General features: G+C 67.7%; 19 protein-coding genes. 4 read left to right on the plus strand and 15 right to left on the minus strand.

Translation table 11 applies throughout. The features are described from left to right. Positions 1 to 72: 72 nt before the first annotated feature. Complete coding sequence (locus A6A40_RS01100) at positions 73 to 876, minus strand: ABC transporter permease (protein WP_063633754.1); 804 nt, start codon at positions 874 to 876, stop codon at positions 73 to 75. A 117-nt stretch (positions 877 to 993) separates the two neighbouring features. On the opposite strand from A6A40_RS01100, the gene A6A40_RS01105 reads away from it, so the two are divergent. After that, complete coding sequence (locus A6A40_RS01105) at positions 994 to 1,572, plus strand: regulatory protein RecX (protein WP_063633755.1); 579 nt, start codon at positions 994 to 996, stop codon at positions 1,570 to 1,572. A gap of 194 nt (positions 1,573 to 1,766) precedes the next feature. Here A6A40_RS01105 and rpmB read toward each other — a convergent pair whose 3' ends face one another. From rpmB to hisN, 10 genes are all read right to left on the minus strand, one after another. Then, positions 1,767 to 2,066: a 50S ribosomal protein L28 gene (gene rpmB, locus A6A40_RS01110; protein ID WP_012973047.1), complete on the minus strand. Its 300-nt coding sequence runs from the start codon at positions 2,064 to 2,066 to the stop codon at positions 1,767 to 1,769. Between the two features lie 234 nt (positions 2,067 to 2,300). Continuing rightward, positions 2,301 to 2,999 carry a hypothetical protein gene (locus tag A6A40_RS01115; protein WP_063633756.1) on the minus strand — a complete coding sequence of 233 codons (699 nt, stop codon included), beginning with the start codon at positions 2,997 to 2,999 and terminating at the stop codon, positions 2,301 to 2,303. Between the two features lie 212 nt (positions 3,000 to 3,211). After that, on the minus strand, positions 3,212 to 4,222 hold the full coding sequence (gene meaB / locus A6A40_RS01120) for a methylmalonyl Co-A mutase-associated GTPase MeaB (RefSeq protein WP_063633757.1): 1,011 nt from the start codon (positions 4,220 to 4,222) through the stop codon (positions 3,212 to 3,214). A 297-nt stretch (positions 4,223 to 4,519) separates the two neighbouring features. Beyond that, on the minus strand, positions 4,520 to 6,160 hold the full coding sequence (locus A6A40_RS01125; protein WP_108546615.1) for an ABC transporter ATP-binding protein: 1,641 nt from the start codon (positions 6,158 to 6,160) through the stop codon (positions 4,520 to 4,522). 25 nt (positions 6,161 to 6,185) lie between these two features. Next, positions 6,186 to 7,271: an ABC transporter permease gene (locus tag A6A40_RS01130; RefSeq protein WP_063633758.1), complete on the minus strand. Its 1,086-nt coding sequence runs from the start codon at positions 7,269 to 7,271 to the stop codon at positions 6,186 to 6,188. Next, complete coding sequence (locus A6A40_RS01135; protein WP_063633759.1) at positions 7,271 to 8,380, minus strand: microcin C ABC transporter permease YejB; 1,110 nt, start codon at positions 8,378 to 8,380, stop codon at positions 7,271 to 7,273. The genes A6A40_RS01130 and A6A40_RS01135 overlap by 1 nt, the downstream gene beginning before the upstream one ends. A gap of 84 nt (positions 8,381 to 8,464) precedes the next feature. Next, positions 8,465 to 10,315, minus strand: a complete 1,851-nt coding sequence (locus A6A40_RS01140; RefSeq protein WP_082860681.1) for an extracellular solute-binding protein — start codon at positions 10,313 to 10,315, stop codon at positions 8,465 to 8,467. A gap of 74 nt (positions 10,316 to 10,389) precedes the next feature. Continuing rightward, complete coding sequence (locus tag A6A40_RS01145) at positions 10,390 to 12,240, minus strand: extracellular solute-binding protein (protein WP_063633760.1); 1,851 nt, start codon at positions 12,238 to 12,240, stop codon at positions 10,390 to 10,392. 80 nt (positions 12,241 to 12,320) lie between these two features. Next, positions 12,321 to 12,821, minus strand: a complete 501-nt coding sequence (locus A6A40_RS01150) for a hypothetical protein (protein ID WP_063633761.1) — start codon at positions 12,819 to 12,821, stop codon at positions 12,321 to 12,323. 34 nt (positions 12,822 to 12,855) lie between these two features. Beyond that, positions 12,856 to 13,638: a histidinol-phosphatase gene (gene hisN / locus A6A40_RS01155; protein WP_063633762.1), complete on the minus strand. Its 783-nt coding sequence runs from the start codon at positions 13,636 to 13,638 to the stop codon at positions 12,856 to 12,858. Between the two features lie 173 nt (positions 13,639 to 13,811). On the opposite strand from hisN, the gene nudC reads away from it, so the two are divergent. Continuing rightward, positions 13,812 to 14,720 (plus strand): NAD(+) diphosphatase, encoded by a 909-nt coding sequence (gene nudC / locus A6A40_RS01160; RefSeq protein ID WP_063633763.1) that lies wholly within the window; start codon positions 13,812 to 13,814, stop codon positions 14,718 to 14,720. Positions 14,721 to 14,729: 9 nt separating this feature from the next. On the opposite strand, the gene A6A40_RS01165 is transcribed toward nudC, so the two are convergent. The 3 genes from A6A40_RS01165 to A6A40_RS01175 all read right to left on the minus strand — a co-directional run bounded on the left by A6A40_RS01165 (position 14,730) and on the right by A6A40_RS01175 (position 17,009). Beyond that, positions 14,730 to 15,035 carry a hypothetical protein gene (locus tag A6A40_RS01165; RefSeq protein WP_082860682.1) on the minus strand — a complete coding sequence of 102 codons (306 nt, stop codon included), beginning with the start codon at positions 15,033 to 15,035 and terminating at the stop codon, positions 14,730 to 14,732. A 254-nt stretch (positions 15,036 to 15,289) separates the two neighbouring features. After that, a complete protein-coding gene (locus A6A40_RS01170) occupies positions 15,290 to 16,156 on the minus strand; it encodes a prephenate dehydratase (protein WP_063633765.1) in 867 nt (288 codons plus the stop codon). 79 nt (positions 16,157 to 16,235) lie between these two features. Beyond that, entirely contained in the window at positions 16,236 to 17,009 is a 774-nt protein-coding gene (locus A6A40_RS01175; RefSeq protein ID WP_063633766.1) for a 3-deoxy-manno-octulosonate cytidylyltransferase, read from the minus strand. A 312-nt stretch (positions 17,010 to 17,321) separates the two neighbouring features. On the opposite strand from A6A40_RS01175, the gene A6A40_RS01180 reads away from it, so the two are divergent. After that, positions 17,322 to 17,858 carry a c-type cytochrome gene (locus A6A40_RS01180; protein WP_063633767.1) on the plus strand — a complete coding sequence of 179 codons (537 nt, stop codon included), beginning with the start codon at positions 17,322 to 17,324 and terminating at the stop codon, positions 17,856 to 17,858. Between the two features lie 92 nt (positions 17,859 to 17,950). Here the strand turns inward: A6A40_RS01180 and A6A40_RS01185 are convergent, their stop codons facing one another. Further along, positions 17,951 to 18,802 carry an NUDIX hydrolase gene (locus tag A6A40_RS01185; RefSeq protein WP_063633768.1) on the minus strand — a complete coding sequence of 284 codons (852 nt, stop codon included), beginning with the start codon at positions 18,800 to 18,802 and terminating at the stop codon, positions 17,951 to 17,953. 184 nt (positions 18,803 to 18,986) lie between these two features. Between A6A40_RS01185 and A6A40_RS01190 the strand changes: the two genes are divergently transcribed. Beyond that, the gene (locus A6A40_RS01190; protein ID WP_063633769.1) at positions 18,987 to 19,433 is read left to right on the plus strand and encodes a response regulator; all 447 of its coding nucleotides are present in this window, start codon (positions 18,987 to 18,989) and stop codon (positions 19,431 to 19,433) included. Positions 19,434 to 20,321 lie beyond the last annotated feature (888 nt).

Genomic DNA, 20,321 nt, shown 5'->3' on the forward strand with positions numbered 1-20,321 from the left:
ACGGCAAATATCCGAAGATCGATCGGTTCTGTCAACGGATAGGGCGGAAAAGACGCAGGACCTTCCGGTCTTTCACGCCTTCAGCTTGTAACCGGTCTTGAACATGCGCCAGGCCAGCCACCACAGCCCGGCATTCACCCCCAGCATCACGATCACGCCCAGCCAGCGCGACCCGTCCGACGTGCCGATGAAGCCGTAGCGGAAACCGTCGATCATGTAGAAGAACGGGTCGAAATGGGCGATCCACCAGAAGAAGGGAGGCAGGGTTTCGACCGAATAGAAGGTGCCGGACAGGAAGGACAGCGGCGTCACCACGAAATTGGTCACCGCCGCGATGTTGTCGAACTTCTCCGACCAGACGCCGCCGACCAGCCCCAGCAGCGACAGCAGCATCGACGCCATCACCGCATGGAACAGCACGAATCCCGGATGCGGCATCTGCATCGGGATCACCGCCCAGATGGCGAGGCCCGTCACCAGACCGACCACGATGCCGCGGGTGACGCCGCCGAAGACGAAGCCGCTGACCAGTTCCATCGGCGACAGCGGCGGCATCAGGATGTCGACGATGTTGCCCTGGACCTTGGCGATCACGATGGAGGAGGAGGTGTTGGCGAAGGCGTTCTGCACCATCGCCATCATGATCAGGCCGGGCGCCAGGAATTGCAGATAGGGCGTTTCTCCCACCATCCGCACCGCCGAACCGAGAGACAGGGCGAAAACCGCGTAGAAGAGCAGGGTCGTCACCACCGGCGCCCAGACGGTCTGCTGGTGCACCTTGACGAAGCGCCGGACTTCGCGTGCGTACAGCGTCCACAGGCCGATCCAGTTGACGGAACCGACATTGCGCGGCATGGGAGGAAGGGGAAGGGTCATCGCGTCACGATCTGCCTTTTGGGTAGCGGCGCCGGCAAGGCCGCAGACTGCCGAGAAGGTCACGGACTGTACTGGCGGCCCGCCCATCCGGCAACCGCCGCCGCCGAAGGGACTGCCATGAACACCGACGACAAGCGCCCGTCTTCGCCGGCCCGCAAGCCGCCCAAGCGCGTCACGCCGCAGTATCTGGAGAACGCGGCGCTGCATTATCTGGAACGTTTCGCCAGTTCGACGGCCAACCTGCGCCGGGTGCTGATGCGCAAGGTCGACCTGTCGGCCAAGGCCCACGGCACCGACCGCGAGGAGGGGGCCCGCTGGATCGAGGACCTGCTCGCCCGCTATGTCCGCAGCGGCCTGCTGAACGACGAGACCTATGCCCGCATGCGGACCGAAAGCCTGCACCGCCGCGGCGCCTCCACCCGGCTGATCGCGCAGAAGCTGGCTGGCAAGGGCATCGGCCGCGACGAGGCCGACAAGGCGCTGGACAGCCTGCGCGAGGATGTCGGGCCGGACCTGGACCTGACCGCGGCGCTGGCGCTGGCGAAGCGGCGGCGGCTGGGTCCATACCGGCGGCCGGAGCAGCGCGGGGCGCACCGCGACAAGGACATGGCGGCGCTGGGACGGGCGGGCTTCGGCTACGAGATCGCCCGCCGGGTGGTGGATGCGGAGGACCCGGAGGAACTGCTGGGGGAGTGAGGGCAGGGCCGGACTGCGCGGCCCGGTGACACTCCACCCCCGGAAACGACGAAACGCGCGGCACCCTTTCGGATGTCGCGCGCCGCTCTCTTACCGGGAGTCGGAATCGTCCTGTACGCGTCCTAACTTTCATCAGCGGAGCGGCAAGCGCCCCGCGTCAGCACACCAAACGCGCCCCAGAATCGGGGAAGCGATCAGGCCGCGGCCTGCTGCTTCTCCTGCGCCTTGGAGATCCGGCGCTTGATGCGACGGGCATCCAGGCTCAGCACGGCGTCCTTCGCGTCGAGCAGGAAGGCGTCGAGGCCGCCCTTGTGCTCGATCGAGCGGATCGCGTTCACCGAGAGGCGCAGACGCACCAGCTGCCCCAGGCTGTCGCTGAGCAGCGACGTTTCCTGGAGGTTCGGCTGGAAGCGGCGGCGATTCTTGTTGTTGGCGTGGCTGACGTTGTTGCCAAACTGCGTGCCCTTGCCGGTCACGGAGCACCGACGTGCCATCGGACTGATCCTTTACTTTAGCAAATGAAACCCGGTAACGGACGGCCTGCCGCCCGAAGGAGGCCGCTATATAGTCGAACAAAAGCGCCGTCGTCAAGCCGGGATCCGCGATGAACCCATCAAAACCTGAGTCGTCGCGGGACTGTGGAGAGTCGAAGGGCGGGCCGCCTCTTCCGTCTGGTGAAGAGACGCGCCGCGCCCGGTCCTTCTCTAAATGCCTTGTCCTGACGGGTGTCAGTTCACGGCGGTGGAGGTCTTCGACGCCGGCTTGGCGGCGCGGCGCGGGGCGGGCTTGGCCGCGGCGGCCTTCGCCTCGGCAACGACGGGGGCGGCAACGGGCGCAACGACGGGGGCGGTCGGGGCCGGGGCCGGGGCAGCCTTCTCGGCCTCCACCGTTTCGACCAGCGTCTCGACCGGAACCTCGACCGGCGCGGCGGCGGCGGTGGCGGCGACCGGAGCGGTTTCCGCGGCCTGCACCGGGGCGGGTGCCGGAGCGGCCAGCGGAGCTTCGGCGACCGGGGCCGGAGCGGGCTCCTCGACCTTGGCCTCGACCTTGGGAGCCTCGGCCTTCGGGGCCGGAGCGGCGGCGGGAGCAGCCTCGGCGGCCGGCGCCGGCAGGGTGGTGATCTCGGCGGCGATCTTGGTGGAGACGTCCAGGAAGCCCTGAACGCTCTCGGTCACGCGGGCCTGGGTGGTGGACAGCCAATCACGCTGCAGCGCGGCCAGATCGGCCGGGGTGCGGGCCTTGCCCAGCCCGGCGGCCAGACGGCCGGCATCGTTGACCGAGGCGGTCACGCCGTCGAACCAGCGGCGGTAGCCGTCCTGGACCAGGGTGGCGACCCGCGCGGATTTGGCGGCGGTGGTGGCGGCGGCGGTCTGGGCGTTGGTCTTGAACAGGGTCAGGACGGCGGCGGGGGTCGGCTGAGCGGTCATGGCGTTGTCTCCCGTGGAAAAGGCACATTGGCGGAAACGGAAAGGCCGCTCCGGCGTAACCCCAGGAGACCGCGGGCACCCCGGCCCAAGCGACGGACGCAAATCGACACAGTCGAGTCGGTGCACGTCGCCCCTTTCCCGCCCGACGCAGAATAGCCCTACGGGTGGTGCGGCGCAACGGAATTGTTGCGGTGCAACATAAGCTGAATGGGTTATGCGCCGCCTGTTTGGTCGAGAAAGCGCCCCAGGAGAGTGTGGGCCGCCGCCGCCGGGATGGTCGTGCCGGCGGTCACCTCCGCCTCGAGTCGCGCCAGATCGGCCCGCACGGCGGGATGGGCGCGGAAGCGGTCGATCAGCGTCTCGCGGATCTCGCTCCACAGCCAGGCGCGGGCCTGCTCCGCCCGGCGGGTGGCGCGGGCGCCGTTGGCTTCGGTGAGCGCCTTGTGCTCGCCGATGGTGTCCCAGATCGTGTCGATGCCGATCTTCTTGAAGGCGGAGCAGCTGAGCACCGGCACGCGCCAGTCGCCGTGGCGCAGCAGGGTCAGCGCATGGCGGTAATCGGCCACCGTGTGGCGGGCGGTGGCGGCGAGGTCGCCATCGGCCTTGTTGACGACGACGAGGTCGGCCAGCTCGACGATGCCCTTCTTGATGCCCTGCAGCTCGTCGCCGCCGGCCGGCAGCAGCAGCAGCATGAACAGGTCGACCATGTCGGCGACCGCGGTTTCCGACTGGCCGACCCCGACCGTCTCCACCACGATGACGTCGAAGCCGGCGGCCTCGCAGATCAGCATCGCCTCGCGGGTGCGCCGCGCCACGCCGCCCAGCGTCGCACCGGCGGGGGAGGGGCGGATGAAGGCGTCGGGCTCGCGCGACAGATCGACCATGCGGGTCTTGTCGCCCAGGATCGAGCCGCCGGTGCGTTGCGACGACGGATCGACCGCCAGCACCGCGACCTTGTGCCCCAGCCCGATGACATGCAGCCCGAACGCCTCGATGAAGGTCGATTTGCCCACCCCCGGCACGCCGGAGATGCCGAGTCGCACCGAGTTGCCGGTATGGGGCAGCAGCGCCGCCAGCAGCGCGTCGGCGGTGGCGCGATGGTCGGCGCGCGTCGATTCGATCAGCGTGATCGCGCGGGCCAGCGCCCGCCGGTCCCCCGACCGGACGGCCCCCGCAAGTTGGGTTGCGAGGCGGGCGGCGTCTTGCGGGGCGGTGTCGGTCATGGCGTCGGCGCGTCGGTCAGTGCGAGGGGAGCGGTACCCTACCCGTGGCGCGGTCGCGGATAAAGCCTTTGGCGTGGTGGCAGGTCGTCCCGGAAGCTGCGGCTTCGGTGGGCAGGCCTTCCACGGATTTCACGGATTTAGACACGGATTTCACGGATTTTTTGAACTTGCCGGCGCTTCGGCCCTTCACCAAGGAGTGCTGCCTTGGGCCGCGACATCCGTGAAATCCGTGTCCCAATCCGTGAAATCCGTGTCAATCTTGCCCGCATCTCCCGCACCCAAGGAATCGCACGCGCCTTACGTCCGCACCGCCGGCGACTCGACGGCCTCCAGGTTCAGCGCGGCGGCGAGCAGGGCGCGGGTGTACGCCTCGCGCGGCTCCTCGAAGATGCGCTGGGTCGGCCCCTGTTCGACCACCTTGCCGTCCTTCATCACCACGACGTGGCTGGACAGCGCCCGCACCACCCGCAGATCGTGGCTGATGAACAGGTAGGCCAGGTTGTGGCGGGCCTGGATGTCGCGCAACAGATCGACGATCTGCGCCTGCACCGACATGTCGAGCGCCGAGGTCGGCTCGTCCAGCACGACGAATTTCGGCTTCAGCACCAGGGCGCGGGCGATGGCGATGCGCTGGCGCTGGCCGCCGGAGAACTCGTGCGGGTAGCGGTTGCGGGCCTCGGGCGGCAGGCCGACCTCCTCCAGCGCGCGGGCGACCATCGCCTCGCGTTCCTTGGCGTCGCCGATGCCGTGGATGCCCAGCCCCTCGCCGATGATCTGGCCGACCGACAGGCGGGGCGACAGGCTGCCATAGGGATCCTGGAAGACGATCTGCATCTCGCGCCGAAGGCCGCGCAGGCGCTTCGGCTGCCAGCCCTGGATGTCGGTGCCGTCGAAGCGGATGGCGCCCTCGCTGGCGTGCAGGCGCAGGAGTGCCAGGCCCAGCGTCGTCTTGCCCGATCCCGATTCGCCGACGACGCCCACCGTGTGGCCGCGGCGGACCGCGACATCGACGCCGTCCACTGCCTTGATATGGCCGACGGTGCGGCGCAGCAGGCCCTTCTTGATCGGGAAATGCACCTTCAGCCGGTCGGCGGCCATCACCTCCGCGGCATCCTCGGGCGGCGACAGCGGGTTGCCGCGCGGCTCGGCCGACAGGAGCTTCTGGGTGTAGGCGTGGCGCGGGCGGATGAACAGGTCGTCGACCTTCGCCTGCTCGACGATCTCGCCCTGGTTCATCACGCAGACACGGTCGGCCATCTTGCGCACGACGCCGAGATCGTGGGTGATCAGCAGCAGCGCCATGCCGAAGCGGCTTTGCAAGTCCTTCAGCAGCGCCAGGATCTGCGCCTGGATGGTGACGTCGAGCGCGGTGGTCGGCTCGTCGGCGATCAGCAGGTCGGGCTCGTTGGCGAGCGCCATGGCGATCATCACGCGCTGGCGCTGGCCGCCCGACAGCTCGTGCGGGTAGGCGGTCAGCCGCTTTTCCGGGTCGGGCAGGCCGACGAGGCGCAGCAGCTCCAGCGTGCGGGCGCGGGCGGCGCCGGTCGACAGGCGCTTGTGCAGGAACAGGGTCTCGTTGATCTGCCGCTCGATGCTGTGCAGCGGGTTCAGCGAGGTCATCGGCTCCTGGAAGATCATGGCGATGCGGTTGCCGCGCACCTGCCGCAGCGTGCGCTCGTCGGCGCCCAGCAGTTCGGTGTCGCGGAAGCGGATCGAACCGGCGGGGTGGTGCGCCATCGGGTAGGGCAGCAGCTGCAGGATCGACAGGGCCGTCACCGACTTGCCGGAGCCCGATTCGCCGACAAGCGCCACCGTCTCGCCCTTCTGGATGTCGAAGGACACGCCCTTGACGGCCTGGGTCGCGCCGGCGCCCGAGCGGAAATCGACGCGCAGGCCCCGCACGGACAGAAGGTCGGGGTTGGGAGGCATGGGGCTCATGTCGGGCTCTTGAGGGTCGTCATGGTCATTCCGCCGCCTCCTTGCGCGCCGTGGTCGCGGCGGCGGCCTCGCCGGGCAGGGCGGTGGACAGCTGGGCGATGGTCTTGCGCGGGTCGAAGGCGTCGCGCACCGCCTCGCCGATGAAGATCAGCAGGCTGAGCATGATCGCCAGCACGAAGAAGGCGGTCAGCCCCAGCCAGGGCGCCTGGAGATTGGCCTTGCCCTGGGCCAGCAGCTCCCCCAGCGACGGTGAGCCGGGCGGCAGGCCGAATCCCAAAAAGTCCAGAGCCGTCAGCGTGGTGATCGAGCCGTTGAGGATGAAGGGCATGAAGGTCAGCGTCGCCACCATGGCGTTGGGCAGCACATGGCGCACCATGATGGTGACGTCGTTGGCCCCCAGCGCCTTGGCGGCGCGCACGTAGTCGAGGTTGCGCGCCCGCAGGAACTCCGCCCGCACCACATGCACGAGCGAGGTCCAGGAGAACAGCAGCAGCAGGCCCAAGAGCCACCAGAAGGTCGGTGTCACCACGCTGGCCAGGATGATCAGCAGGAACAGGGTGGGAAGCCCCTGCCAGATCTCGATGAAGCGCTGGAACAGCAGGTCGGTCAGTCCGCCGAAGTATCCCTGGACCGCGCCGGCCGCGACGCCGATGACCGAGGAGAAGGCGGTCAGCACCAGACCGAACAGCACCGAGATGCGGAAGCCGTAGATCAGCCGCGCCACCACGTCGCGCCCCTGGTCGTCGGTGCCCAGCCAGTTGTCGGCCGACGGCGGAGCCGGGGCCGGGACCGGAAGGTTGTAGTTGATGGTGCGGTAGCTGTAGGGGATCGGCGGCCAGACCATCCAGCCCTTGGCGTTGATCAGGTCGCGGACGTAAGCGTCGCGGTAATCGGTCTCCGTCTCGAACTCGCCGCCGAAGGTGGTCTCGGGGTAGGTCTGGAAGACCGGCCAGTAATACCGGTTCTCGTACTCGACCAGCAGCGGCTTGTCGTTGGCGATGAACTCCGCCCCCAGCGAGAGGACGAACAGCACCAGGAAGATCCAGAAGGACCAGAAACCGCGGCGGTTCGCCTTGAAATTGGCCAGCCGGCGCCGGGTCAGCGGAGTCATCACACCCTCCGCGAGTCGAAGTCGATGCGGGGATCGACCATCACATAGGTGACGTCGCCGACCAGATTCATGATCAGCCCCAGCAGCGTGAAGAAATAGAGCGTGCCGAACATCACCGGATAGTCGCGGTTGATCGCCGCCTCGAAGCCCAAGAGCCCCAGCCCGTCGAGCGAGAAGATCACCTCGATCAGCATGGCGCCGGTGAACAGGATGCCGATGAAGGCGCCGGGGAAGCCGGCGATGACGATCAGCATGGCGTTGCGGAAGACGTGGCCGTACAGAACGCGGTTCTCCGTCAGGCCCTTGGCCCTGGCGGTGGTGACATACTGCTTGCCGATCTCCTCCATGAAGGAATTCTTGGTCAGCATGGTCAGGCCGGCGAAGCCGCCGATCACCATGGAGACCACCGGCAGCGCCATGTGCCAGAAGTAATCGAGCACTTGTTTGTACCAGGGCAGATCGCCCCAATTGTCCGACACCAGCCCGCGCAGGGGGAACCAGTCGAGGTATCGCCCGCCGGCGAACACCACGATCAGCAGCACCGCGAACAGGAAGCTGGGGATGGCGTAGCCGACGATGACGACGCCCGACGTCCAGACATCGAAGGGCTGGCCGTCGCGCACCGCCTTGGCGATGCCCAAGGGAATGGAGACCAGATAGACGATCAGCGTCGTCCAGATGCCGAGCGAGATCGACACCGGCATCTTCTCCAGCACCAGATCGACGACGCGGCGGTCCCGGAAGTAGCTGGTGCCGAAATCGAACACGATGTAGTTGGACATCATGTGGATGAAGCGTTCGTGGATCGGCTTGTCGAAGCCGAACTCCTTCTCCAGCTGCTTGATGAAGGCGGGATCCAGCCCCTGGGCGCCACGGTACTTGCCGCCGCTGTCGCCGCCGGTCTGGTTCTGGCGCTGGGCGGCGTTGGCGTCGCCGCCGGCGCTGCCGCCGATGCGCGAGGTCGCCTCCACCGCCGTGCCCTGGACGCGGGCGATCATCTGCTCGATCGGGCCGCCGGGGGCGATCTGCACGATCAGGAAATTGATCACCATGATCCCGAACAGGGTGGGGATGATCAGCAACAGGCGGCGGATGATGTAGGCCAGCATCGCGGGTGTCCCGACCCTCCCCAATCCTCAAGGAAACGCAGTGTAGCCCGGTTTTGTGTCCCGGCCATGTCGTCCTGGTATAACTCAGGGACCTGTCCGGCGCGCGCTGTTGGCCAGCTTGGCGTTCTTGTCCGCATCGACCCACCAGCTGTCGGAGAAGCCCAGGCCGTATTTCGGGGCAACCGCGGGATGGGAGAAACGGTTCCAGTAGGCCACGCGGTACACGGTGTCGTGCCAGTGCGGGATGACGTACCAGTTCCACAGCAGCACGCGGTCCAGCGCTCGGGTGGCGGTGATCAGCGCCTCGCGGTCGGGGGCGGCGATCAGCGTCTCCACCAGCTTGTCGACCGCCGGGTTCTTGATGCCGATGCTGTTGCGGCTGCCCGGCTGGTCGGCGCGCGAGGATTCCCAGTAATCACGCTGTTCGTTGCCGGGCGACAACGACTGCGGGAAGCGCTCGATGATCATATCGTAATCGAAATTATCGGTGCGGTTCTGGTACTGTGCGCTGTCGACCACGCGGATCTGCGCTTCGATGCCGGCGCGTTCCAGATTGCGGACGAAGGGCTGGACGATGCGCTCCATCTCGGCCTGGACCAGCAGGATCTCGAAGCGGAAGGGCTGGCCCTGCGCATTCACCAGCTTGCCGTTCTTCAACTCCCAGCCGGCCTCCTTCAGCAGGCCGAGCGCGGTGCGCAGATTGCCGCGGATGTTGCCGCTGGCGTCGGTCTTCGGCGGCTCATAAGGCTTGGTGAACACCTCGTCCGGGATCTGGCCGCGGAAGGGCTCCAGCAGCTTCAGTTCGGCGGGGGAGGGCAGGCCGGTGGCCGCCAGTTCGGTGTTGGCGAAATAGCTCTTGGTGCGCTGGTAGAGGCCGTAGGACAGGTTGGCGCGCGTCCATTCATAGTCGAACAGGTAATTCAGCGCCTCGCGCACGCGGCGGTCTTCGAAGATCGGGCGGCGGATGTTGAAGACGAAGGCCTGCATGCCCTGCGGGTCTTCGTGCTTCAACTCCTCCTTGACGATCTGGCCGTTCTGCACCGCCGGAACGTTGTAGCCGGTGGTCCAGTTCTTCGACGAGTTCTCCAGCCGGAAATCATAGGCGCCGGCCTTGAACGCTTCGAACGCCACGTCGAGGTCGCGGTAATAGTCGTAGCGGATGCGGTCGAAATTGTAGCGGCCTCGGTTGATCGGCAGATCCTTGGCCCACCAGTCCTGCACCCGCTCGTAGGTGATGGCGCGCCCGGCCTGCACATCCGCCACCTTGTAGGGACCGCTGCCGAGCAGAGGCTCCAGCGTGGTGGTGGCGAAATCCCGGTTGGCGAAGAAATGTTTCGGCAGCACCGGCAGCTGACCCATGATGACCGGAAGCTCGGGATTGTTGCCATTCCGGAACGAGAATCTGACCGTGCGCTCGCCGGTCTTCTCCGCCTTCGTCACGTCGGCATAGTAGGTGCGGTAGAGCGGGTGGCCCTTTTCCCGCAGCGTGTCGAAGCTCCAGATCACGTCGTCCGCGGTGACCGGCTTGCCGTCGTGGAAGCGGGCCTCCGGCCGCAGGGTGAAGGCGACCCAGGTCCGGTCCGGCGCGACCTCGATGCTTTCGGCCAGCAGGCCGTATTCGGTGATCGCCTCGTCGCCGTTGCTGGTGGTCAGGGTCTGGAACACCAGCCCGGCCCCGGCGGCGGGCTGCCCGCGCAGGATGAAGGGGTTGAGGTTGTCGAAGCCGCCGAAGGCCATCAGCTTGACCTCGCCGCCCTTGGGGGCGTCTGGGTTGACATAGTCGAGATGCTGGAAGTCCGGCCCGTATTTCGGCTTGCCGTGCAGGGACAGGGCATGGCTGCCCTGGCTCTGGGCCGCAAGCGGGGACGCAAGCAGAAGCCCCGCCGCCATCGCTGCCGCCATACCGGTGCCCAGCCACCGCATCCGACCCGTCATGCCCGATCCCCTCCCTCGCTTGTTTTCCCGAAAAGCGTTCAGCCCGATGGAGTTAGCCCCGCAATGGGGCGTCATCAAGGCTGCGCTGCCTTCCCAGCCGCATCCACCCACCAGGTCGCCGGAAAATTGGTGCTGCGATAGTCCTGGTCGTATTTCGGCCAGACCGTCGGATGCGCCAGCCACGCCTTGTGGGCGATCCAGTTTTCGGCATTGTGCCATTGCGGCACCATGTAGAAGCCCCACAGCAGGACACGGTCGAGCGCGCGGGTGGCGGCCTGCACCGTGTCCAGATCCTTGGCCGTCAGCGCCTTCTCGATCAGGGCGTCGGCCACCGGGTCATGGATGCCGGAATAGTTGGCCGATCCCTTGAGGCCGGCGGCGGCGGAACCGAAATAGCTGCGCAACTCGGTGCCGGGCGGGGTGAAGAAGGCGAGATTGACGATGGTGGCGTCGAAATCGAACTCGTCCAGCCGCGCCTGATACTGGGCGCTGTCGACGAGGCGCATGGTGGCGTCGATGCCGACGCGGCGCAGGGTCTCGATGTAGGGTTGGGTGACGCGGGTCAGCGCGCCGGTGCCGTCGAGAAACTCGACCGCCATCACCTCGCCGGTCCTCACATTGGTCAGCTTGCCGTTGCGGACCTCCCAGCCGGCCTCCTTGAACAGCCGCGTCGCCTCGCGCACCTGGGCGCGGTTGTTGCCGCTGCCGTCGGTGGTCGGCAGGGTGAAGGGCTGGGTCAGCAGCCGCTCGGACAGCTGCGCCTTGAACGGCTCCAGCAGCGCCAGTTCCGCCGGGCCGGGCGGACCTTTGGCCCCGAAGTCGGAGTTGGGGAAATTGCTGAGTGTCCGCTTGTACTGGCCGTAGAGGATGTTCTTCTGGATCCAGTCGAAATCGAACAGCAGCGCCAGCGCCTCGCGGACGCGCGGGTCGGCGAACTTGTCGCGGCGGGTGTTCAGGCGGAAGCCTTGGGCGCCCAACGGCAATTCGCTCGGCACTTCCAGCTTCACGACGCGGCCGTCCTTGGCGGCGGGGAAGTCGTAGCCGGTGGTCCAGCGCTGTGCCCGATATTCGCCGCGGAAGTCGTAGGCGCCGGCCTTGAACGCCTCGAACATCACGTCGTCGTCGCGGTAGAAGTCGTTCTTCACCGTGTCGAAATTATAGAAGCCGCGCGCGGTCGGCAGATCCTTCGCCCACCAGTCGGCGACGCGCTCGTAGGTGATGGAGCGGCCCGGATCGACAGTCCTGATGCGGTAGGGGCCGCTGCCCAGCACCGGCTCCAGCGTCGTCTTGGAGATGTCGCGACCGTTCGACGTCCACCAATGCCTGGGCTGGGGCGAGAATGTGGTGGCGAAGTCGATGATCGGCTTGATCTCCCCCGTGCCGGTCAAGGTGATCTTGAAGCGGCGCTCGTCCAGCGCCTCCACCTTGGCGGTGTGGTCGAGGAAGGATTTGAGGAAGGGCGCGCCATGGGCCTGGATCGCGTCCCAGGTGAAGACGACGTCGGCGCTGGTGATCGGCGTGCCGTCATGCCAACGGGCGCCCTGGCGCAGCGTGAAGACCGCCCAGCCGTAATCGTCGGGCACCTCCACGCTTTCCGCCAGATGGGCGTAGGCGGCATCCAGTTCCCAGCCGGACCCGACCATCAGCGTGTCGGAGATCAGCCCCAGCGTCCGCGGCCGCACCCCGCGCAGGATCAGCGTGTTCAGGCTGTCGTAGGTTCCCGGCTGCGACCCGGCCAGCGACACCGACCCGCCCTTGGGCGCATCGGGATTGACATGGGGGAAATGGGTGAAGCCCGGCTTGAACTGCGGCTCCCCGAACTGCTTCAGCGCGGTGACGGTCCTGGTCGCCGCCTCTGCCGATGCAAAGGCGGCCGGCGCGGCGAGGGTCAGGATCGTGGCGGCAACGGCGAGAAGGCGGCGCATCGGCAATCCTGTGTCGGGAGCGGGCGTCTTGGTTAGATTGCCACGTCCGCGTCCCGGTCAAGCGCAATTCCGTTTCGGAGTCAGTTGCTTCGCACCGTGCGCCAATGGTCGGCCATGCGGTCCATCAACTGGCGATAGCGGCGGTCGGTCCGCATCAGCTTGCGCACCGACTTTCCGTTGCGCGGGTCGGCCAGCATCCAGGCTTCCGCCGCCGCCTGATGCTCGGGATGGATCGACAGCAGGTAGATGGCGGCCTGTTCCGGAGATGCAACGGTCCGTTCCGCCAAACGCTCCAGGATCGCGCCGACATAGATCGGCAGGACCCTGCGGAAATCCTCCGGCCCGCCTTCCGCATCCGTGCCATCCGCCGGCACGGCGCCGTCGCTCATCAGGGCCTGCCGCTCGGCGGCGGGCAGGGCGAAGAAGGCGTCGAGCCCGAGCAGCAGGTCGCAGACGGTCTTCTTGCGCACCAGCCAGTTCGACCCCGCCGACACCCGCGCCGCCAGCCCTTCCAGGAATGGCCGAAGTTTTTCCGGAGACGTTTCGAAAACGGAACGGGTGAGCGGAGCGATTTCAATCATTTCGATATCCAAACGGGCAATATCTGTCCAAAGATCAGCCGGCCAGGGCCTTCATGGCGTCCCGGTGGGTCTGCGGGTCGCCGGCGGCGATCACCCGGCCGCTGGAGTTGGCGTCGAGCGGCTTGCCCTCCCAATCCGTCATCAGCCCGCCGGCCCCGGTCACCACCGGCACCAGCGCCGCGAAGTCGTACAGCTTCAGCCCCGATTCGACGATGAGGTCGTAATAGCCCGACGCCAGCAGGCCGTAGCTGTAGCAGTCGCCGCCATAGGATGCGGTCTTCACCGTGGCGGCGACGCGGCGGTAGGCGTCGTAGTCGCTGCCGGGGAACAGGTCGGGCGAGGTGGTGCCGAACATGGCCGCAGCCAGACCGCCGGGGCAGGGGCGCACGCGCACCGGTTGGCCGTTGTGGGTGGTTGGCCGGCCTTCGACGCCGATCCAGCGGTCGCCGACGATGGGCTGGTCGATGATGCCCATGACCGGACGGCCATGATGCAGCAGGGCGATCAGCGTGCCGAAGATCGGCCTGCCGGTGATGAAGGACTTGGTGCCGTCGATGGGGTCGATCACCCACACCCATTCGGCGTCCAGGTTCTTGGTGCCGTGTTCCTCGCCATAGATGCCGTCGTCGGGGCGCTGGCTTTCGATGATGGTGCGGATGACATGCTCCGCCTCGCGGTCGGCGATGGTGACCGGCGAGGCGTCGGCCTTGTCGTCGATGGCGACGGGGGTGCGGAAATAGCGGCGGACCACGCTGCCGCTGGAGTCGGCCAACCGCTGGGCGAGCGCCACCATCGGGGCGGGGCAGGGTTCGGTCATGGTCGCTCCTTGAGACTTTTGTCGATAGGGTTGCCGCATCCTAACGGCGCGCGCCCGCCCCGGAAACCCGAAAGCGCCCCGCCCGTGCTGTCCGGGGGCGGAGACGTCTTCCGCCAACCGGCCGAAATGCGGGGCTTTCCGCCCGCCCGCGCTTGTGGCAGCCTCCACCGGCCATGACCGACCGCCCCAACATCTACGCCGCCACGCCGATCGACCGCGCCTCCCTCCGCCGCAAGGACGAGGATTGGCTGACGCAGGCCTGGCTCGCTCCCGCATCCCGCGTCCTGCCGGTCTGGCAGAGCAAGAGCTTCGTCGCCGGCCCGCCCGAAGCGCCGCGCGCCGTGCTGCTGCCCGCCGAGGGACTGGAGGCGGTGCCGATCTTCCTCGGCCTCATGGAGGATGGCGCCCCGCTGTTCGCCGTCGACCTGTCGATGGTGGAGGAGCCGGACGCTCTGCCTGCCCTGCAGGGCCGCGGCCGCTTCGAGGATTTGCGCGCCACCGGCCCGCTGATGCCGGAAGGCGAGGCGGCGCTGTGCGCATATGCCCGCGGCATGGTGTGGTGGAACGCCCGCCACCGTTTCTGCGGCGTCTGCGGCTCCCCGGCGGCGACGGCCGAGGGCGGGCATGTGCGGATTTGCACCAACCCCGACTGCGCCACCCACCATTTCCCGCGCACCGACCCGGCGGTGATCATGCTGGTCCATGACGGCGGCGACCGGGTCGTGCTGGGTCGCCAGAGCCGCTTCCCGCCCGGCATGCATTCGGTGCTGGCCGGTTTCGTCGAGCCGGGCGAAAGCCTGGAGGACACCGTCGCCCGCGAGGTGTTCGAGGAGGTCGGGCTGACCGTGACCGACATCGGCTACCGCTCGTCGCAGCCCTGGCCCTTTCCGTCGTCGCTGATGCTGGGCTTCACCGCGCGGGCCACCAGCTTCGACATCGACACCGGCAACGATGAACTGGAAAGCGCGCGCTGGTTCGACCGCGAGTTCCTGCGCACCCACACCCCGGACGAGAGCTTCCGCCTTGCCCGCACCGACTCGATCGCCCACCGCCTGATCCGGGAATGGATGGCGGAGGGCTGATCGCCCCCGTCAATGCCGCCGCTGCGGCCCCGCGGCGCGCGCCGGGGACGTGCGGCGGTCGAAGGGGTTGGGGTGGCGGGTGCAGGTGTCGTTGTAGAGCGTCATCAGCGACGCCGCCTCTGCCGGATTGTGAGGTCTGCGGTACAGATTGTCCCACACCATCTGGCGGACGGCCGCGTCGCCCCAGGGCTCTTGCAAAAGCGAGGCGCCCTTTTCCAGGGCGGTCATGAAGGGGAGATGTTCGTGGGCGGCGATCTGCGCCACCTCCTCCGCCTCCAGATCGGCCAATCCCAGGCAATCTTCCATCGTGAGCATGGCAACCTCCATCCGTGGCGCCATGGCCGTCGGCGGGGTTTCACCCGTCAGCCGCCGTGGTGTTTTGTTGTATTGGTGTGCTTATGAAGCCGGTGCGTGCCGGTCTTCACTGTATAACAACTTTCGCTAATCTTGCCCAGCACCCGCCGGCCACGGCCACGGCTAAGTCGCATCGCTGCGGCGGAATGACGCGCGACTTGGCCGCAGCTGCGAAAAGACTTGCGGCGTTGCGGCAGGGTACCGGCGCAGCGGTGTCAGTCCTCGCCGACGCGCTGGCTTTCCTGGTAGCGGAAGGGGTTGGCCGGATAGACGCCGAGGATCTTCACCTCGCGGGCGAAGAAGTCCAGTTCCTCCAGGGCGAGGCGCAGCGGGCGCTCGTCCGGGTGCCCCTCGACGTCGGCGTAGAACTGGGTCTGGGTGAAGTGGCCGCCGACCATGTAGCTTTCCAGCTTGGTCATGTTGATGCCGTTGGTGGCGAAACCGCCCAGCGCCTTGTACAGCGCGGCCGGCACGCTGCGGACGCGGAAGACGAAGGTGGTGATCGTCTTGCAGGAGCCCGGCGCCGGCAGTTTCGGCTCGCGCGCCATGATCAGGAAGCGGGTGGTGTTGTGGGCCGCGTCCTCGATCCCGCTCTTGAGGATGTCCAGGCCGTAGATCTCCGCGGCCAGCGAGGAGGCGATGGCGGCATGGCGCGGGTCGTTCATCGCGGCGATTTCCTTCGCCGCGCCCGCCGTGTCGGCATGGTTGATCGGCTGCAGACCCAGGCCGCGGATGGCGGTCTGGCACTGGGACAGCGCCTGGATGTGGCTGCGCACCGTCTCGATGCTGTCCAGCGTGGCCCCCTTGGGCGCCAGCAGCTGGTGGTTCACCCGCTGGAAATGCTCGCCGATGATGTGCAGGCCGCCGTCCGGCAGCAGATAATGGTTGTCGGCGACGCGGCCGGCGATGGAGTTCTCCACGGGGATCATCGCCAGCGAGGCCCGATCCTCGCGCACCGCGGCGAAGGCATCCTCGAAGGTGGCGCAGGGCATCGTCGTCATGGTTGGCCGCGCGTTGCGGCAGGCCAGGTCGGAATAGGCGCCGGGGAAGCCCTGGAAGGCGATGATGTTGGTCGTGGGCATGGACGGAGTTCCCCCGGCGGGTCTTGAAGGCGGGTCTATAAGGGCGTCAGCCGCCCTTGCGGGCGGACGGCATCGGGTTTCAGCCGCCCTTGCGGGCGGACAGGAGGGCGCAGGCGCGCTCCAGGTCGCCGGGAGTATCGACACCCAGGGGAACCGCGTCAACGACCGCCGCGTCGATGCGCATGCCGTCGGCGAGCGCGCGCAGCTGCTCCAGCCGCTCGCGCTGCTCCAGCACCGAGGGCGGCAGCGACACGAATCGCTCCAGCGCCGCCCGGCGATAGGCGTAGAGGCCGATGTGGTGGTAGAGCGGGCCGTCGCCGGTCGGCGCGGTGGCGCGGGTGAAGTAGAGCGCGCGGCCCTGCCGGGCACCGGCCGGCAGCTCCAGCACCGCCTTGACCACGTTGGGGTCGGTTCGCTCCTCCTCCCGCGCGATCTCCACCACCAGGGTGGCGATGTCCACATCGGGGTCGGCCAGCGGCGCGAAGACGGCGCGCACGCTCTCCGGCTCGATGGTCGGCAGGTCGCCCTGCACATTGACCACCGCATCGTGCCGCCCCTCCGGGTCGATCAGCCGCAGCGCCTCGAAGATGCGGTCGGAGCCCGAGGGATGGTCGGGGCGCGTCAGCACCGCGGTGCCGCCGGCGGCCTCGACCGCGCGGGCGATCTCGGCTTCCGCGCAGGCGACCACCACCGGGCCGATCGCCGCCTCCATGGCGCGGCGCAGCACATGGACGATCATCGGCGCGCCCAGGATGTCGGCCAGCGGCTTGCCCGGCAGCCGGGTGGAGGCCATGCGCGCCGGGATCACCACGATCGGGTTGGCGGGACGGGTCGGGCTGGAGGCGGTCGGCATGGCGCGGAAGCTCCGGGGAAAAGGGCATCGGGTCCGCCAGGGCGGGCCGGAGGGGGCGTCGCGGGTGAAACATGGACGCCGGTGCGGCGTCAAGTGCCGGCATGACCCGGACGGGGGGTGTTTTGCGATGCAGCGTAATGCGCAAGCAAATTAAGAGGTTGGTGACTGCGACAAATTTGTATGCGACCTTTTTTCGCGGTCCGCCGGGCTATGAGAAGCTTCGGACCGCGGGCTATGGTAGCCGCGGCGCGTTCAGCCGCGGGCGGGAGAAACGCCGAGTGCACTGAAATCAGGGAAAAAAGGGGCTCATCAATGAGCATGGAGTGGAACAAGATTTTCGGCGCCGTGCTGCTGGCCGGGCTGATCGCGATGCTGGCCGGATTCGCGTCCAAGGTGCTGGTTCATTCGAAGCCGCTGGAAAAGAGTGTCTATGTCGTCGCGACTCCCGAGGGGGCCGCACCCGCCGACAAGGCCGCCGCTCCCACCGGTCCGGCGCCGATCGCCCCTCTGCTCGCCGCCGCCAGCCCGGAGAACGGCCAGAAGGTGGCCAAGGCCTGCGCCGCCTGCCACAGCTTCGACAAGGGCGGCGCCAACAAGGTCGGTCCGAACCTGTACGGCATCGTCGGCGGTCCGAAGGGCCACATCCAGGGCTTCAGCTATTCCGACGCGCTGGTGAAGACCGGCGGCAGCTGGACCTATGACGAGCTGAACAAGTTCCTCTACGACCCGAAGGGCTATGCCGCCGGGACCAAGATGACCTTCGCCGGCCTGAAGAAGGACGAGGACCGCGCCGCCGTCATCGCCTATCTGCGCTCGCTGGCCGACAGCCCGCAGCCGCTGCCGCAGTAAGGGCCGCAGTAAGTCAGGCGACAGGCAGAAAACGGCCCCGCTCCCGCAAGAGGGCGGGGCCTTTCTTGTGGCGGGCCGGAGGGGCGTCCCGCCTAACGGCGCAGGCCGCAGGCGATCTCCAGATAGTCGGGCTCGTTCTCCGGGGTCAGCCAGCCGTGTCGGATCAGGAAGTCGGTCACCACGAGGTTGACGTTGAACTTCCAGTCGCCGGTGCCGCGCACCGACTCCGCCACCCTGTCCAGCGGCCAGAGCTCGAAGGCCTCCACCTCGCCGTCGGTGTTGACCGGGATGAGACCGGGCGGAAGCTCCAGGTCGTAGACGAACAGGCGGTCGCGCTTCAATCCGGCCGGTGTCTCCATCGTGTAGCTGATGGCGCCGACCGGCACGGCGCGCCGCGCGGTCTCCGCATCGAGTCCGGCCTCCTCCGCCGCCTCCTTCTCCAGATTCTCGGCCAATGTCAGGCCGATCGGCTGGCCGCCGGCGATCAGGTTGTCGAGCTGGCCCGGCGCCACCTCGCGGTCGCGGGCACGGTGGCCGACCCACAGCTGCAGGCCGCCGGTCCGGTCGCGGACGAAGCCGTTGATGTGCAGGCCGAAGGCTTCGATGCCGAAGGCGCCGACGGCGGCGCGGTCGAGACGGGCCAGCGGCTCCGCCCCCCACTGCGGCAGGACCGGGTAATATTCCCTGCGCAGCGCCTTGACCGTTCCCCGTTCGACCAGATAGGCCGCGGCATGGCCGAGCAAGGTCGAGCGTGCCTCGAAATCGCGGATCTCGGGGGCGACGGTCAGCCGGTCGGGGGTGACGACGAAGCCGGGATCGACGCCGGGCAACGCCTCTGCCAGGGCATGACGCACCCAGCCCACGGTGTGGCCGTCCAGCTCGAAGGGGCGGAAGCCGGACAGGTCGTGCGCGTTGCACGCGCGGATGTGATCGAGGAAGCTCATGGTTTCCATCTAAAGGGGGCCGGGGCGGCGGTGCAACCGCTCATCAGGGCACACCGCAACAGCGCATTCCGGGCCGGACGCTTTGGACATCTTGCGCCGCTTTGGTTGCCATCGTACACAGGGCCAGTCACGAAATGACCGCCGGCGCCGGCCGCCGGCTGGTCGCGCAGCGAAAGGGCGGGGCGTGGTGGCGGACCGATCGGCTGAGGGTGCGGCTGCGCAGGGAACGGAGTCGCCCTTCGGCGCCCTGACCGTCCTGGTGGTCGAAGACGAATCCTTCACACGCATGGTGCTGACGAAGATGCTCGGCGCCTTGGGCGTCCGGGCGGTGCATCAGGCCGCCGACGGCGAATCGGCGCTGGCCGCCGTCGCCGCCCATGCCCCCGATCTGGTGCTGTGCGATGTCGAGATGCAACCGATGGACGGCTTCGGCTTCGTCCGCGCGCTGCGCGCCAGTCCCGAGTCCCGCAGCCGTGCGCTGCCGGTCGTCTTCATGAGCGGGCGCGTCGACGGCGACCGCGAAGCGGCGGCGCGCGCCAGCGGCGCCACGCTGGTCCTGGCCAAGCCGGTCACCCCGGCCAGCCTGCGCGTCGCGCTGTCCGGCGGATTGGGGGCGGCGCTGCCTGCCTGATCTTGCCCGTCTGCCGGCCCTTATCCGCCGGTCCTTGCCCTAACGTCCTCCGAACCTCTGCCCTGCGATCTGCGATTGCCCGCTTCGGCGGCAGTCCCGGCCCGGCCCCGGTCATGCCTAAAAAATTCCCATTCTGTGGCAAGCCTGCCAAGTGCTTGAAACAGTTCGGCAATCGAACGGTAACTCTCCACCGCGCCCCATGGGCGCCCCACCGTTACCCAATTTCCGCCTTGTTGATGGGGACGATTGGGACGCAACATGATCTCTAAGAGGTGTTGCGGTGCCCCGGCCACGGGATGAGGTCGCCCGCAATTCTCCTTACGGGATTTTGTTAAGGTTTGGAGTTCAGCATCGATGGTAAGTCCCTGCGCCGTGCTTCGTAGAGGCGGCGCGCTTTCCTGAGGAGGCCGATGGCGTGATCAAGAGCGCCCGATCGAACCGCAGCGGGTCGTATCTCGAAGGGCTACTCTCCCCGACTGGACGGGCAACGACGATTGCCGCCGGTTTCACGCCGTCTCTCTCCGATACTGTCTCTTTTCTTTCGCCGTACCTTCCGCAGGCGCGTTCGATGCGCGCACGGGTTGCGCCGGTGCGCTCGCCGCACCAAGGCTTGCCGCGGGACCTAGGTCCTATGGCAGGGGCCGGCTCCACGGCGGGCTTTCCGGCTATGGAGCCTGAGTGCCTGGAAAGCTCCAGGTGGAGCATTACATTCAAAAATGACTCGTTCGGGGGTTGCCGCGTCTCAGGACGGACGGCTCCCGGCCTTCACAGGACCGTTCCTTACACCAGACTGCTGGCTTCTACCGCTGAGCGGGGAGGCTGCGGATCCGACGAGGTCCGCGTCTTCCCTGGAGTGCCCCTTGGATCGCGGCATGCGCCGCGGCCTGC

This window comes from Azospirillum humicireducens, assembly GCF_001639105.2.
Lineage (GTDB): Bacteria > Pseudomonadota > Alphaproteobacteria > Azospirillales > Azospirillaceae > Azospirillum > Azospirillum humicireducens.

Coding starts and splice junctions, on each gene's coding strand:
- A6A40_RS01100 (WP_063633754.1), bottom strand. CDS start 876: ATGACCCTTCCCCTTCCTCCCATGCCGCGCAATGTCGGTTCCGTCAAC.
- A6A40_RS01105 (WP_063633755.1), top strand. CDS start 994: ATGAACACCGACGACAAGCGCCCGTCTTCGCCGGCCCGCAAGCCGCCC.
- rpmB (WP_012973047.1), bottom strand. CDS start 2,066: ATGGCACGTCGGTGCTCCGTGACCGGCAAGGGCACGCAGTTTGGCAAC.
- A6A40_RS01115 (WP_063633756.1), bottom strand. CDS start 2,999: ATGACCGCTCAGCCGACCCCCGCCGCCGTCCTGACCCTGTTCAAGACC.
- meaB (WP_063633757.1), bottom strand. CDS start 4,222: ATGACCGACACCGCCCCGCAAGACGCCGCCCGCCTCGCAACCCAACTT.
- A6A40_RS01125 (WP_108546615.1), bottom strand. CDS start 6,160: ATGAGCCCCATGCCTCCCAACCCCGACCTTCTGTCCGTGCGGGGCCTG.
- A6A40_RS01130 (WP_063633758.1), bottom strand. CDS start 7,271: ATGACTCCGCTGACCCGGCGCCGGCTGGCCAATTTCAAGGCGAACCGC.
- A6A40_RS01135 (WP_063633759.1), bottom strand. CDS start 8,380: ATGCTGGCCTACATCATCCGCCGCCTGTTGCTGATCATCCCCACCCTG.
- A6A40_RS01140 (WP_082860681.1), bottom strand. CDS start 10,315: ATGACGGGTCGGATGCGGTGGCTGGGCACCGGTATGGCGGCAGCGATG.
- A6A40_RS01145 (WP_063633760.1), bottom strand. CDS start 12,240: ATGCGCCGCCTTCTCGCCGTTGCCGCCACGATCCTGACCCTCGCCGCG.
- A6A40_RS01150 (WP_063633761.1), bottom strand. CDS start 12,821: ATGATTGAAATCGCTCCGCTCACCCGTTCCGTTTTCGAAACGTCTCCG.
- hisN (WP_063633762.1), bottom strand. CDS start 13,638: ATGACCGAACCCTGCCCCGCCCCGATGGTGGCGCTCGCCCAGCGGTTG.
- nudC (WP_063633763.1), top strand. CDS start 13,812: ATGACCGACCGCCCCAACATCTACGCCGCCACGCCGATCGACCGCGCC.
- A6A40_RS01165 (WP_082860682.1), bottom strand. CDS start 15,035: ATGCTCACGATGGAAGATTGCCTGGGATTGGCCGATCTGGAGGCGGAG.
- A6A40_RS01170 (WP_063633765.1), bottom strand. CDS start 16,156: ATGCCCACGACCAACATCATCGCCTTCCAGGGCTTCCCCGGCGCCTAT.
- A6A40_RS01175 (WP_063633766.1), bottom strand. CDS start 17,009: ATGCCGACCGCCTCCAGCCCGACCCGTCCCGCCAACCCGATCGTGGTG.
- A6A40_RS01180 (WP_063633767.1), top strand. CDS start 17,322: ATGAGCATGGAGTGGAACAAGATTTTCGGCGCCGTGCTGCTGGCCGGG.
- A6A40_RS01185 (WP_063633768.1), bottom strand. CDS start 18,802: ATGAGCTTCCTCGATCACATCCGCGCGTGCAACGCGCACGACCTGTCC.